Genomic DNA, 13,937 nt, shown 5'->3' with positions numbered 1-13,937 from the left:
TGGCCTGCATTCTTCAGGGTCGTGAACTGCCAGGGAGCTTGCAGCAGAGGTCGGGATGATTTTTGGCGCCCCCAAGGTGCGTCGTAGGGAAGGTAAGCAAGATGGTACAGGTGAGAGCACACCAGCCGATCAACACCGACGGCAGTATCAATCTCGAGGCATGGCTGGATCATGCCATCAGTGTCGACCCGGCACTGGACCGTGAAGCCTTGAAAGCAGCCTGCGAGTTCGCTCGTGAGTCTGAGCAGCAAGACAATGCGGCCAAGAACCTGTGGGCCGAAGGCACGTCAAGCTTTCGCACCGGGTTGGAAATCGCCGAGATCCTCGCTGATCTCAAGCTGGACCAGGATTCGCTGATCGCCGCCGTGCTGTATCGCGGCGTGCGTGAAGGGCACATTCAGTTGGCGACCGTTGGCCAGCGTTTCGGCTCGGTAGTGGCCAAGCTGATCGACGGTGTGCTGCGCATGGCCGCGATCAGCGCCAGCCTCAGCCCGCGTCAGTCCTTGGTGCTGGGCACTCAGGGTCAGGTCGAAAACCTGCGCAAGATGTTGGTGGCCATGGTCGACGACGTACGCGTCGCGCTGATCAAGCTGGCCGAGCGTACCTGCGCGATCCGTGCGGTAAAAACCGCCGACGACGAGAAGCGCAACCGCGTCGCCCGCGAAGTCTTCGATATCTACGCGCCGCTGGCGCACCGCCTGGGTATCGGCCATATCAAGTGGGAGCTGGAGGACTTGTCCTTCCGCTACCTCGAACCCGATCAGTACAAACAGATTGCCACGTTGCTGCACGAGCGGCGGCTCGACCGTGAGCGTTTTATCGCCGACGTGATGAACCAGTTGCGCTCGGAGTTGCAGGCCACCGGTGTCGAAGCCGACATCAGCGGCCGCGCCAAACACATCTATTCCATCTGGCGCAAAATGCAGCGCAAAGGCCTGGCTTTCAGCCAGATCTACGATGTGCGAGCCGTGCGTGTGCTGGTGCCAGAAATGCGCGACTGCTACACCGCGCTGGGTATCGTCCACACGCTGTGGCGGCACATCCCCAAGGAGTTTGACGATTACATCGCCAACCCCAAGGAAAACGGTTATCGCTCGCTGCACACTGCGGTGATCGGCCCCGAGGGCAAGGTGCTGGAGGTGCAGATCCGCACCCACGCCATGCACGAAGAGGCCGAATTGGGCGTTTGTGCGCACTGGCGCTACAAGGGCACCGACGTCAAGGCCGGGTCCAACCAGTACGAAGAGAAAATCTCCTGGCTGCGCCAAGTGCTGGAATGGCACGAAGAACTCGGTGACATCGGCGGCCTGGCCGATCAGTTGCGGGTGGATATCGAGCCGGACCGGGTCTACATCTTTACCCCCGACGGCCACGCCATCGACTTGCCGAAGGGCGCCACGCCGCTGGATTTCGCCTACCGCGTACACACCGAGATCGGCCACAACTGCCGGGGCGCCAAGATCAACGGGCGCATCGTGCCGCTCAACTACAGCCTGCAGACCGGTGAGCAGGTCGAGATCATCACCAGCAAGCACGGTACGCCGAGCCGCGACTGGCTTAACCCGAACCTGGGCTACATCACCACGTCGCGGGCGCGGGCGAAGATCGTCCATTGGTTCAAGTTGCAGGCGCGTGACCAAAACGTCGCCGCCGGTAAAACCTTGCTTGAACGCGAACTGGCACGCCTGGGCCTGCCGCAGGTGGACTTCGACAAGCTGGCCGAAAAAGCCAACATGAAGATTGCCGAAGACATGTTCGCCGCCCTCGGTGCTGGCGATTTGCGCCTGGCGCAACTGGTCAACCTGGCGCAGCAACTGGTCGAGCCGGAACGCGGCAGCGAACAGCTGGAACTGATCCCGCGCAAGGCCATCGGCTACAAGCCTGGCAAGCGTGGCGATATTCAGATCCAGGGCGTGGGCAACTTGATGACACAAATCGCCGGTTGCTGCCAGCCATTGCCCGGGGATGCCATCGTCGGCTATATCACTCAGGGCCGTGGCGTTAGCATTCACCGCCAGGATTGCGCCTCGGTGCTGCAATTGGGCGGGCGTGAGCCGGAGCGGATCATCCAGGTCAGTTGGGGCCCGGTGCCGGTGCTGACCTACCCGGTGGATATCATCGTTCGCGCCTACGACCGTTCCGGTTTGCTGCGTGACGTGTCGCAAGTGCTGCTCAATGAGCGGATCAACGTGCTGGCGGTCAACACACGCTCGAACAAAGAGGACAACACCGCGTTGATGTCCCTGACCATCGAGATTCCGGGGCTGGACGCACTGGGGCGGTTGCTGGGGCGGATTTCCCAGTTGCCGAATATCATTGAAACCCGGCGTAATCGCGCACCATGAGTCACTGGATAACCGCGGTTTGAAATGCGGGCTTGCTCTCACACTTGATCAGCGGCGTTCCTTTTTGATTAGGCACAAATTGATGTATTCACTGGATGACCTGCTGCACCTGATGAACCGTCTGCGCGACCCGCAATACGGCTGCCCGTGGGACATCAAGCAAACCTACGCCACTATTGTCCCGCACACGCTGGAAGAAGCCTACGAAGTCGCCGACGCCATCGAGCGCGGCGATTTTGATCACCTGCAAGGCGAGTTGGGCGACCTATTGTTCCAGGTGGTGTATTACAGCCAGTTGGCGCGGGAGGAAGGGCGCTTCGAATTTGCTGGGGTGGTCGACAGCATCACGCGCAAGCTGATCCGTCGCCATCCCCACGTATTCCCCACCGGCGATCTGTATGCATCGCTGGATATCCCGCAGCTGAGCGAAGACCAGGTCAAGCAACGCTGGGAGCAGATCAAGGCCGAGGAGCGTGCGGAAAAATCCGACGCACCGGAGCAACTCTCCCTGCTGGACGATGTGCCCGCCGCTTTGCCAGCCCTGTCCCGTGCCGCCAAGTTGCAAAAACGCGCCAGCCAGGTGGGCTTCGATTGGCCTTCAGCCTTGCCGGTGGTGGATAACGTGCGCGAAGAGCTCGATGAAGTGCTCGAAGCCATGGCCGATAACGACTCGGTGGCTATTGCCGATGAGGTCGGCGACCTGCTGTTTGCGGCGGTCAACCTGGCCCGTCACCTCAAGGTCGACCCGGAAACCGCACTGCGTGGCGCCAATGCCAAGTTCGAACGACGTTTCCGATTTATCGAACAGGCATTGCGCGATACCCATCGTCCCATAGAAGATTGCACCCTCGAAGAGTTGGACGCCCTGTGGGGCGAAGCCAAACGTCAGGAAAAGAACATGTCCAGCTGCGGTTGAGCGGCTGCCTAAGTGAGTAAGCACCATGAGCATTTCCCTCCGCGATCAGTTGCTCAAAGCAGGTCTGGTCAACCAAAAGCAGGCCAAGCAGGTCGGCAAAGACAAACAGAAGCAGCAGCGCCTGGTCCACAAAGGCCAGATCGAGGCTGACGACACCCAGGTCCGCCTGGCAGCCGAGGCAAAGGCCGAGAAGATCAAGCGCGACCAGGAGCTGAACCGCCAGCAGCAGGAAAAAGCCGAGGCCAAGGCCCGCACGGCCCAGGTCAAGCAACTGATCGAAACCTCGCGCCTGCCCAAGCTGACCACCGAGGACTACTACAACTTCGTGGATGACAAGAAGGTCAAGCGCCTGTCGGTCAACACCTTGATGCGCAACAAGCTGAGCAACGGCTCCCTGGCGATCGTGCATCACGGCGGCAGCTATGAGGTGATCCCGCGCGAAGCAGCGTTGAAGATCCAGGAGCGTGCGCCGGAGCGTATCGTGCAGCTCAATATCCTCACCGAAAGCCAAGTGCCGGATGAGGATGATCCTTACGCCGCCTACCAGATCCCGGATGACCTGATGTGGTAAGGCGGTAAAAACAGCCATGTGGTGAAGGGCTTGCCCCTGCCAAGAAACACAAACCCCGCTCAAAAGGCGGGGTTTGTGTTTTAACCAGTAGCGTCAGCCGATCACCAATCCACTGCGTAACTCAGGCTGAAGGTACGACCTTGGGCATTCGGGTACGGTGCACGCGCGTTGGCCTGGGCGAACATGTTTTGGTAGTTGCGGTTAGTGAGGTTGTACACCGCACCTTCGAGACGACCTACCGGCAACCTCACCGACCCCAATAGGTCAGCCAGCGTGTAGCCTTTGATGTCGCGGCCGTTGTTGTCTTTGAACGCGGCGTCATAGTCGGCCAGGCGCATACCTTGCAGGCGCAGGCTGTAGTCGCCACGGTCGTAGCCGACAAAGGCGGTCGTCTTGGCGGGAGAGATGCGTGTGGCAGGCAGGTCGATCCATTTGCCGTTCTGCTGGGTCTCGCCTTTGGCGTAGGCGTAAGTGCCGCCTACTGACCATTGATCGGTGAAGTTGTACGTCAGGCTGGTTTCAATACCGCGCACACGCTCTTTCTGATTGATCAGGCGCAGTACACGATCATTGGCGTCATAGAACTGGGTGACATCCGAGGTGTTTTCATACGCTGTGACGTTGGCCTGCCACTTGTCCCAATTGCCACGCCAGCCCAGCTCGTAGCTGTCGACCTTCAGCGCTTGGGCATTCAGGTTTTGAATGTCGTATTTGCTGTTCACGTCACGCAGGAAACGCTGGATATCCGGCAGGGAAAAGCCCTGGCTGAAGTTGATGAACACATCCTGGTTTTCGCTCAGGTGATACACCGCGCCGAGGTTATAGAGGGTGTCATCGTATTTGAGCGTGCCACCGGGCAGTATCGCGCGATTGCCGGTCTGGACGATTTCGCCATAAGCGATGCTGTCGGAAACCTCGCTTTCGATCCACTCGCGGCGTACGCCACCACGCAAGGTCCAGTCATCGATGTCGTAGGACAGCTGCCCAAAGATGGCTTTGGTGCTGGTCGCGATGTCGGGGCCGAGTTCGAACGTGGTGCCGGTCTTGGTGTAGGCCAGGCCGTTGACGCGGTATTGGTCGCCGCGCTGGCTTGAGGTTTCATGGTCGTAATCAGCGCCCCAGACGAGGTTGCCGGTGGCCGGGCCGATGTCCGGCATTTGCGTATCGATCGCCGCGCGCAGGCCGTAAACATCTTGCACGCTGTTGTTGTCGGATACCCCGGCGCGGCCACGCGACAGGTCCGGGAAGAACAACGCGTCGGCACGCCGCCAGTAACTTTCGACCTGCAAGCCCTGACCGTAGAAATCGTTGTCGGCGTAGTTGAGGTTGACCGCCTGGTTGTGGGTGAAGGGTTGGTCATCCAGGTCCAGGCCTTTGACCGCGACGGCGGTGTCGGTGATGCGTGGGTTCTTGGTGTAACGGGTGTCTTGCTCGTCCTTGTAGTCTTGCAGCGACAGGCTGATCTTCTTGTCGTCATCCAGCTCGTAGCCGAAGCGACCTTGCAGGTCATAGGTGTCGGTGTCCATGTTGCTGCCCTGGGACGTGTCCTGGGGAATGCGCTTTGCGTTGCCGTCGAACTGATCGTTGCGTTGTACGTAGTTACCCGAAACATACCAGTCCACCGGGCCCTGACGGCCCGTTGCGCTCTGGAATGTTTCGTAGGAGAAACCTTTGTGGCTGAGGTTGTTGCCGGCGGTCATGCCGATTTTGCTGCTGAAGGCCAGGTCTTCACCTTTGTTGCGCTTGGTGATGATATTGATGATGCCGCCTGACGCACCTGCACCGTAGACACTGCTGGCGCCGGATATCACTTCAATGCGCTCGATGCTTTCCGGTGCCACGCTGTTGAGCTGGCGGAAGTTGTCGCGCGTGGCGTTCTGGGACACACCATCGATCAGGATCAGCGTATTACGGCCGCGAAGCGTCTGGCCGAAGTTGCTCATGCCACCGCTGGAGGGAGCAATGCCCGGCACCAATTGCCCGAGCATATCCGCAACCCGGCGTCCCGCACCCGTTTGCTGGCGGATCTGGTCTTCGCTGATGACCTGCACAGAGCCAGGGATCGCCGCAATACTGGTTTCATTGCGTGTGGCCGAAACCACTGTTGCCTGTAATTGCAGGTTGGTGGGCGCTGGTGGGTTTTCTTCAACTTGATCGGCCCAGGCTGGGCCGCTCATAGATCCGAGCAGGGGCAGCAGGGCTGCCAGTTGCAATTTGTTCATGACCTTGCCTTTCAGTTATTAGAAGTATTGACAGAAAAACCGGATGAATCGGGTGTTCGGGTGAGCGAACGGATTGCGCGAATACCCAGGGCGGCCAAGGCATAAGTGAGCGCGACCAGCCAAAAGCTGTGCGCCAAGCCCACCATCGCCATGCCGATGCCGCCCATCAAGGCGCCGCACAGCGCGCCGGCTTTGGCGGCGCTATTGCCCATGCCCAGAGCAAAACCCTGTTGGCTGGGCGCAACGGTATTGGCGATCAACGTGTAGGCGACGGGCAGCAACGCGCCTTGCCATACGCCCCACAGCAACCGGCTGGCGAGGAAGCCCAGCCATTCGTTGGCCATCGCCGTGAAGGCAAGCGTCAAGGCGCAGGACCACGTGACCCATTCGATAATGCGCAGCGTGTGTGCCGGTTGATGTCGGTCAAACAGCCGCCCCCAAAGCGGGGCGGACAGGGCCAGCGTGAGGGCGCTGGCGGCATAGCTGGCGCCGATCAACCATGCGGGTGCGTCTAAAACGTCGGCGACGTAGAGGGCGTAAAACGGCTGAGGCATCATCTTGGCAGCCTGAATCAATACGATGATCCCCAGCATTGCGCCGAGCCAGCCTTTGGGCAGTGCGGCGGGGGCGGACGTGCGCGTTGGCCGCGAGCGCGGCGCATCGCTGGGCAGGAACACGCTGATCACTGCACAGACCAGGCAGACGGCGGTGGCGCTGTAGCACAGCAGTGCGAAGCCCGAGATATCCATCAGCCAGCCGCCCAGCACCGGCCCAGCCAGTGACCCCACTGCGGTTGCCGATTGCAGTCGCGCCAGAATGTGCCCGCGCCCGCCATCACCACAGTAGGCCAGTGCGTAGGCTTGGGCCGCTGCGATAAAGCCGGCCAACGCGCCTTGCGCCACCCTGATCGCCACCAGCAGCCACGGATCGAAGGTGATAGCGGCCAACGCCTGGCACACCGCCAGCGCCAGCAGCGCCCGAATGATCATCGGCTTGTGGCCGGTACGGTCACCCAGGCGCCCCCACATTGGCGTCAGGATCATCGCCGCCATCATCGGCCCGGCATACACCAGCGAAGACAGCAGGCCGGTGTACTGGGCATTGGCCACGCCGAGCAGCTTCTGGATCTGCAAGGGCCAGAAGGGGCCGCTCATTTCCATGGCCCCCATCGACACCAGTTGAATCACCACCAGCAGCCGCAGCGCGGTGTGGTTAGCTGCCATTGGCGGCGGCACTCAGCGGGTTGGGCAGCCGCCCGACGATGTCGGCATGGCTTTCCAGCAGGCGCATGCGCATGAACGACTTGGCCGGCCAGTCCTGCTCCATCAGGGCTTCGCGCTCGGTTGCCCAGCGCTGTGGTTCGACCTGGCTGCGCAAGTCGTCGAAACACTGGCTGACTTGGGCCGACAGTTCATTCCAAAGTAACGCCTGGGGGATATCGAAGTGGCGGGCACTGAGCAATACCAGTTCGCCCAGGTGGCACATGAATACCGTGTGCAGCAGCTTGTCACGTACAAAGCCCGCGTCGTCATACAGCGTCATCTTGGGGTCGTGCAGTTCGATATCCAAACCGTGGGCGTGCAAGGTCTTGCGGTCGATTCGAATATCACCGAAGTCACGCAACAACAGGCGGTTCAATTGGCCGTCTGCGGCCATGACCATGAAGGCGTTCTGCTGGTGGGCCTCGAAGGCAACGCCATAGCGCAGGTACATGCCCAACAGTGCCGGTACGGCGATCGCGGCATAGTCGCGAAAGAACGCAAGCATGGCATCGGCGTCCTCCAGGCCTTTGCTCAGGCGTACCCATTGCCTCAGCAGCGGCTGGCCGTGCTGGTCGATGGCAAACAGGCTGCCCACCGGCACAGCCATTTCGCCCGGTTGGAGCAGGCTCTGCGGGTTGTCGCGGTAGAGAACGGCGAGGTGACGGGAGTGCTCATCATTGGCCGGTTGGGGTTTGAAATGCACGCCGATCCGCTCGGGGACGATGCGCAGGATTCGCTGAATTGCGGGCTCGCGCTCAAGGATCGTCAGCAGCAACTGGCTGATTCGCGGGCCCATGCGCGCCGAGCGTGGCGAAACAGTTCGTTGCACACTGGTCAGCCGTAGTGAGACCGGGAGTTTGACCATCGGCGCGTCGCGGCTGCCTTCAGGCAGCACGGTCCTGAACGACATGGTCGGGTGGGCGGTAAACGCGACGATATCGGTCAGCACCAGCAGCTTGTCACCGATTTCGTTGGCGAACAGTTGCGGTAGCTCCTGGCGTGCCTGCCAAGGGTGAGCAGGCAGCGGTAGGTACTCAGCCGCCTCAAGCCCCTGCGCTGCAAGCGCTGCGGTCAACTGCAGGGCTGCCTGTGGAAAATGCTGTTGCCACCACTGCCAGTAATCTGCGGTATCGGCCAATACTTCGACATGGGCATATTGGCGGTGGAGCGCGCAAAGGAATACCGGGAAGCGCGCTTCGAACTCCGGTGAGAAATCAATCACCTGGTCGGTAGCCAAGCCCAACTTGGTCTTGTAGTTGGGGTGCCATGGGTGGCCCAGCGTGCCCCATTGTTCAAGCACGGACGTAGCGTTGGTCACACTCGCATCGTTCTTGAGGTGGCTGAGCAGATTGTGCTGATGGGCCGGGTCCATTGCTGCGTGCAGCTTGAGTGTCCACTGCGCGTGAAAGGCAAGGCATAGCGTGTCGTTGACAAAGCTGTCATCGATTTCGGTATTGAGACGGCTCAAGACGTTCAGGTCGGCCGATGATTCGAGGCTGTTGTTAAGCAGCGTCAGTAATTGCGACGGGAATTGAATGTTCTGCTCGGTCTGGTCATTACGTAGCAGCGTGACCTGGCCACGCAGGTCCCAACTGCCCATACGGCCGGGGCGCAGGTGATCGAAGCGCAGGCGGGTTTGGTCAGGCAGTGCCAGCCAGCAGTGGCCGCGTTCGTCATAGGTGCGAGTGTTGGGGTCCAGCAGGCCTTCACGAAACAGTGCCTGGATCAGACGTTGGAAACTGCGTTCGGCGGCGGGCGCCAGCGTGTTGATCAGTGCATCAAGGCTGATGTGATTGGCGAGGAATTGCGGCGTGGCCAGTGCTTCACCCCAGCGCTCAAGCAGTAATTTTTCCGGCGTGCTGTTGTGGCCATGCATGAAGTCGAATTCCTTATCCGCGGTCCTGGGTGAAAAGCGTGCGAATGGTATCGAGAATTATTAACAAATGTCTATTTTTTGTTACGCTTTTTTCGCAACCGTTTATTCAAGCGGTCGGAGGGCGTGACTTGCCGGCAAATATTGCGGTCAGGGATAGGCTGTGACATGGCCTGGAGGCGTCTGGAACAGGCCAGTTCAGGGGGGCTTGGAATGGCGTGCAGTACCTGGACTGTGACTGTGTAAGTTATGTCTGCTTTTGTACGATTGCACAGTCGTGTAGGGACATAGCGGCTTCTAAAACGCAAAAAACCGCGCATCGGGCGGTTTTTTTGTGGAGGCGGCCCGGCTGCGTGGGGCCGGGCGTCTACGTGATATCAGCGTTTCAGGAGCTTTGTGCCTGGCGTTTCATCTCAAGAGTTTCGAGCTCGTTTTTATAATTGTGGGCTTCGTTCTCGTTGTGGAACATGCCGACCAGTTGGTCTTGTTGATGGACATCCCAGATGTGAATCCCATGGCCCAGTGCTTCATGAGACATGTGTGCATCGTCGCGTTCAGTTACTTTTACAGTCATCTGCTTGCTCCAATCTCTGGTTGATCTGCGGCAAGTCGTCGCAGGCCTCTTTTATATGTTTTGTTAGCTTGCTAAGTAAACCGGTTTTGCCCGCAACAATTCAGTGCACAAAACGCAACATTGCTACAGGCCCCATAAACCGTGACATTGCGTCGCAGGCGCCTGAGTTTTATGACAAAAGTTTCATGTTTGAGGGGGCGTTTATCTTGTGTTGATCCTCCGCCACCTTCGCGAGCAAGCCAGCGATAGCGGTAGAACGTCCAGCCCAAAACCTGCAGGCGAAAAAAAGCCTCGCATTCAGCGAGGCTACTTTTTCAGCTCATCAGCCTATCAGCTACCTTTGACAGCCTTACCGTCAACGGTGCCGTCCTGCAGCATGATGTTGTATTCCTTGCCGTCGGTCTCAACCTGGCGCAGGGCAACCAGGATGCCGCCCTCGTCCTTGGCAAACCACATCTGGGTGATGCGCTTGCTCTGCGACGGGTCGCGCACACGCTCGACCTTGATCGCGTCGATGGCGCCTACCTTGGTCTGGACCTTTTCAGGGCCGATGACGCGGAAGTCATAGGTATCGACGTCCGTGCCTTCGACCACACGGTAGCTCATGCTTTTCTTGCCGGCAGCCACGTCACGCTGGAGGGCGAGCTGGTAAGTCGACTTGTCGAGCATGCCACTTTCAAGGGTGACGTTGACCGGGTCTTTGTTTTCAAAACCGGTAACTTTCTTGGCGGATTGGTCGAAATCCAGATTGATCTTCTTCGCCTTACCCAGGCCGCCGCGTTCGAAGGTGTAGCTCTTCGGTTGCAGGGTGTCCTTGTCGAACACGATCACACTGGTTTCGGTCAGGCTGGCGATCATCATGGAGGCCTTGAAGTTCAAGGTCCAGGTGCCGTCGCTGTTCTTGGTCAGGCTGCGTTCTGCCGAACCACTCATGGGCAACTGTTTCCAGTCAGCGGTGTAGCTGGCGGAGAAGGGGTGAAGGTCTGCTGCTTGCACGGCAGGCAAGGCGAACAGCGCAAAAGCGAAGAGCAAGGCGCGACGCATAAAATCTCCTAGGTTCGAATCAAGTGGCCGCTGGCCGCGAGTAACTGACCGTCCAATAATGCACCCTGGTCGCCAAGAATCAACCGACCTTCGGCAAACCAGCGAACGGCCAGTGGGTAAATCCTGTGTTCCTGGGTGTGAACCCGTTGCGCAAGGCTCTGCGCCGAGTCGTCAGACTCTACCGGAACCACTGCCTGTACGACCAGAGGCCCGCCATCGAGTTCCTCGGTGACGAAGTGCACGCTGCAGCCATGCTCGCTGTCGCCGGCATCGAGCGCACGCTGGTGCGTGTGCATGCCTTTGTACTTGGGCAGCAGGGAAGGGTGGATATTCAGCAGCCGCCCTTCGTAATGCCTTACGAAATCAGCGCTGAGGATGCGCATGAAGCCGGCCAGTACCACGAGTTTGGGGTTGAAGGCGTCAATCAGTTCGATCAAGGCGCTATCAAAGGCCTCGCGACCTTCGAAAGCCGTGTGATCCAAGGCGCGGGTGTCGATACCCGCGTCCCTGGCGCGTTGCAGGCCATAGGCGTCGCTGCGGTTGGAGATCACCGCAGCGATGCGCACCGTGCTGTCGCCGGTGCGCGTGCTGTCGATCAGGGCCTGCAAGTTACTGCCGGTGCCGGAAAGCAGCACCACGACATCACAGGTCTGAGGCATCAGTGAGCCTTGAGGTTCTTCAGTTCAACCTGTGCCGCGCCTTCTGGGGCGGTGGCGATCTGGCCGATAACCCAAGGCTGCTCGCCGGCTTCACGCAGCACGTTCAGCGCGCTTTCAACGTGCTCTTGAGCCACGCAAATAACCATGCCCACGCCGCAGTTCAGCACGCGGTGCATTTCGGTTTCATCGACGTTGCCTTTCTCTTGCAGCCAGTCGAAGACCGCAGGACGCTGCCAGCTGGCCACGTCGACGATCGCCTGGGCGCCTTTTGGCAGGACGCGCGGGATGTTGTCCAGCAAACCGCCGCCAGTGATGTGGGCCATGGCTTTGACTGCGCCAGTGTCCTTGATCAGCTTGAGCAGTGGCTTGACGTAGATGCGCGTAGGGGCCATCAGCAGGTCGGTCAGCGGCTTGCCGTCGAGCTGGATGTTCTCGATGTCGGCGCCGGACACTTCGATGATCTTGCGGATCAGCGAGTAGCCGTTGGAGTGCGGGCCGGAGGATGGCAGGGCCAGCAGGGCATCACCGGCAGCCACTTTGGAGCCGTCGATGATTTCGGCTTTTTCTACAACGCCGACGCAGAAGCCGGCCAGGTCGTAGTCTTCGCCTTCGTACATGCCTGGCATCTCAGCGGTTTCGCCGCCAACCAGAGAGCAGCCCGACAGTTCGCAACCAGCGCCGATGCCGGTCACCACCTGGGTCGCGGTTTCGACATTGAGCTTGCCGGTCGCGTAGTAATCCAGGAAGAACAAGGGCTCAGCGCCGCACACCACCAGGTCGTTGACGCACATGGCAACCAGGTCGATGCCGATGCTGTCGTGCTTGTTCAGGTTCAGCGCCAGGCGCAGCTTGGTGCCCACGCCGTCGGTGCCGGAAACCAGTACAGGCTGCTTGTAGCCGGCCGGGATTTCGCAGAGGGCGCCAAAACCGCCCAGGCCGCCCATGACTTCGGGGCGCGCAGTGCGCTTGGCGACGCTCTTGATGCGTTCGACCAATGCTTCACCGGCGTCGATGTCTACACCGGCGTCCTTGTAGCTCAGGGAGGGTTGCTTGCTCATGATCCAGGCCTTTAGGGGGGATTCAGGGGTAACGACCGAGCGGGCAGGCGCTTTTGGTAAAAGGCCCAGCCGTTGACGGTCTGCGAAGGCGCGCGATTTTATCAGGCTTGAGGGGCAGCGGCCATCCTCGGGCCGACGGGCAGGGCCATATAGGTCAAAAAAGCAGGTTAAAAAAATGCTAATCGGCTCTGCTTCGGTACGTATTAAGGTATAGCCTTTAACCCGCTATCGTTATGACAGTACAAAAACTGCCATGACCCTGTGAATGTTTTACCGGTGGCTGTGGTCACAGCCTTGCCAAACCGAGTTCACGCGGCCTGTTGCAGCCGCTAAATTTGTCGTTCGGGAATCTTCCATGCGTCTGTGTAACTTCTTCTTTGTAGGCTGCTTGTCGTTGGTCAGCCTGGCGAGTCATGCCGAAACACTCAATGGCCTTTATCAAGTACTTGAGCCCGTCAGCAGCCAGTCCCCGCAAGAGCGCGACCAGGCTACCCAGCGTGCCGTGCAAACCATGGTGATCCGCCTGACTGGTGACGCCAAGGCCGCCGAAGGCCCGGGCCTGGCGGCGATTCGCAAGGATCCGCAACAAATCATCACGCAATATGGGTACGACGCTGGCCCGCCGGAAAGCCTGCAAGTGGATTTTGATCCGGTCAGTACTGACCGCGCTTTGCGCGATGCGGGCCTGTCGATTTGGGGCAGCAATCGCCCCTCGATCCTCGGTTGGTGGTTGAACGATTCTACTGGAGGCAGCAGCCTGGTAGGCGATGGCCAGACCGTCGCACAGGCGCTGCGCCGCGCTGCGCAACACCGTGGCCTGCCGTTGCGTCTACCGCTGGGTGACCTGGATGAGCAGGTGGTCGCCACCGTGCCGAACTTGGAAAGTGCCGATGCCACACCGTTGCGCGCCGCCTCCGAACGTTACGGCGCCGACGCTCTGCTGGCCGTGCATGCGCGTCAGGAAGGCAGCCAATGGCAGGCCAAATGGCGCCTGTGGTTGGGCGACAAGAGCGAACAGGGCACGGCGCAAGGTGCCGACACGGCTGCCGTGGCCGATGCGGTGATGCTGGCGGTCAGCCAGAAATTGGCGCCGCGTTTTGCGGTCAAGCCTGGCGTGAGCACCGAGCAATTGCTGGAAGTGCAAGGCATGACCCTTGAGCGTTACGCCGCGCTGGGTCATCTGCTTGAGCCCTTTGGTGGCCAGCCCCAACGGGTGGATGGCGATCGCATCGTGTACCGCGTCAACGGCAGTGCCGATCAGTTACGTACCCAGTTGAGCCTGGCTAAATTGCAGGAGATTCCTGCCAGTGAAGCACCGGTCCAGCAGCCAGTGGCAGATAGCACTCAACCTGTTGCTGCACCTGAGCCTCAAGCGCAGCTGCGTTTTCGTTGGTAGTAGTTTTCTTCTTTATA

11 protein-coding genes are annotated in these 13,937 nt (G+C 59.8%); 4 read left to right on the top strand and 7 right to left on the bottom strand.

The annotated features are described in order from the left end of the window. The first annotated feature begins 101 nt into the window (after nt 1-101). The 3 genes from relA (at nt 102) to AACY44_RS13295 (ending at nt 3,832) form a co-directional block, all read left to right on the top strand. Nucleotides 102-2,345, top strand: coding sequence for a GTP diphosphokinase (gene relA, locus AACY44_RS13305; RefSeq protein WP_339416694.1), 2,244 nt, complete (start codon nt 102-104; stop codon nt 2,343-2,345). Between the two features lie 82 nt (nt 2,346-2,427). Beyond that, nucleotides 2,428-3,261: a nucleoside triphosphate pyrophosphohydrolase gene (gene mazG, locus AACY44_RS13300; RefSeq protein WP_339530399.1), complete on the top strand. Its 834-nt coding sequence runs from the start codon at nt 2,428-2,430 to the stop codon at nt 3,259-3,261. Between the two features lie 25 nt (nt 3,262-3,286). Then, complete coding sequence (locus AACY44_RS13295; RefSeq protein WP_339416692.1) at nt 3,287-3,832, top strand: DUF2058 domain-containing protein; 546 nt, start codon at nt 3,287-3,289, stop codon at nt 3,830-3,832. A 101-nt stretch (nt 3,833-3,933) separates the two neighbouring features. Here AACY44_RS13295 and AACY44_RS13290 read toward each other — a convergent pair whose 3' ends face one another. The 7 genes from AACY44_RS13290 to purM all read right to left on the bottom strand — a co-directional run bounded on the left by AACY44_RS13290 (nt 3,934) and on the right by purM (nt 12,524). Next, nucleotides 3,934-6,054, bottom strand: coding sequence for a TonB-dependent receptor (locus tag AACY44_RS13290; RefSeq protein ID WP_339416691.1), 2,121 nt, complete (start codon nt 6,052-6,054; stop codon nt 3,934-3,936). Between the two features lie 11 nt (nt 6,055-6,065). Continuing rightward, nucleotides 6,066-7,277: an MFS transporter gene (locus tag AACY44_RS13285; RefSeq protein ID WP_339416690.1), complete on the bottom strand. Its 1,212-nt coding sequence runs from the start codon at nt 7,275-7,277 to the stop codon at nt 6,066-6,068. Continuing rightward, nucleotides 7,267-9,192, bottom strand: a complete 1,926-nt coding sequence (locus AACY44_RS13280; RefSeq protein WP_339416689.1) for an IucA/IucC family protein — start codon at nt 9,190-9,192, stop codon at nt 7,267-7,269. The genes AACY44_RS13285 and AACY44_RS13280 overlap by 11 nt, the downstream gene beginning before the upstream one ends. Nucleotides 9,193-9,574: 382 nt before the next feature. Further along, nucleotides 9,575-9,763, bottom strand: a complete 189-nt coding sequence (locus tag AACY44_RS13275) for a hypothetical protein (RefSeq protein WP_078738442.1) — start codon at nt 9,761-9,763, stop codon at nt 9,575-9,577. Between the two features lie 330 nt (nt 9,764-10,093). Continuing rightward, nucleotides 10,094-10,807, bottom strand: a complete 714-nt coding sequence (locus AACY44_RS13270) for a DUF3108 domain-containing protein (protein ID WP_339416688.1) — start codon at nt 10,805-10,807, stop codon at nt 10,094-10,096. 8 nt (nt 10,808-10,815) lie between these two features. Next, nucleotides 10,816-11,466 carry a phosphoribosylglycinamide formyltransferase gene (gene purN, locus AACY44_RS13265; RefSeq protein ID WP_339416686.1) on the bottom strand — a complete coding sequence of 217 codons (651 nt, stop codon included), beginning with the start codon at nt 11,464-11,466 and terminating at the stop codon, nt 10,816-10,818. Then, nucleotides 11,466-12,524: a phosphoribosylformylglycinamidine cyclo-ligase gene (purM, locus tag AACY44_RS13260; protein ID WP_314559612.1), complete on the bottom strand. Its 1,059-nt coding sequence runs from the start codon at nt 12,522-12,524 to the stop codon at nt 11,466-11,468. Before purM ends, purN begins: the two co-directional genes overlap by 1 nt. A 355-nt stretch (nt 12,525-12,879) precedes the next feature. Between purM and AACY44_RS13255 the strand changes: the two genes are divergently transcribed. Then, nucleotides 12,880-13,920 (top strand): DUF2066 domain-containing protein, encoded by a 1,041-nt coding sequence (locus AACY44_RS13255; protein ID WP_339436329.1) that lies wholly within the window; start codon nt 12,880-12,882, stop codon nt 13,918-13,920. Nucleotides 13,921-13,937 lie beyond the last annotated feature (17 nt).

It is taken from the genome of Pseudomonas sp. RA_15y_Pfl1_P11, assembly GCF_963970975.1.
GTDB lineage: Bacteria > Pseudomonadota > Gammaproteobacteria > Pseudomonadales > Pseudomonadaceae > Aquipseudomonas > Aquipseudomonas tritici.
The sequence above is the reverse complement of the archived record's forward strand: the minus strand, read 5'-3'. Positions and strand labels throughout refer to the sequence as shown.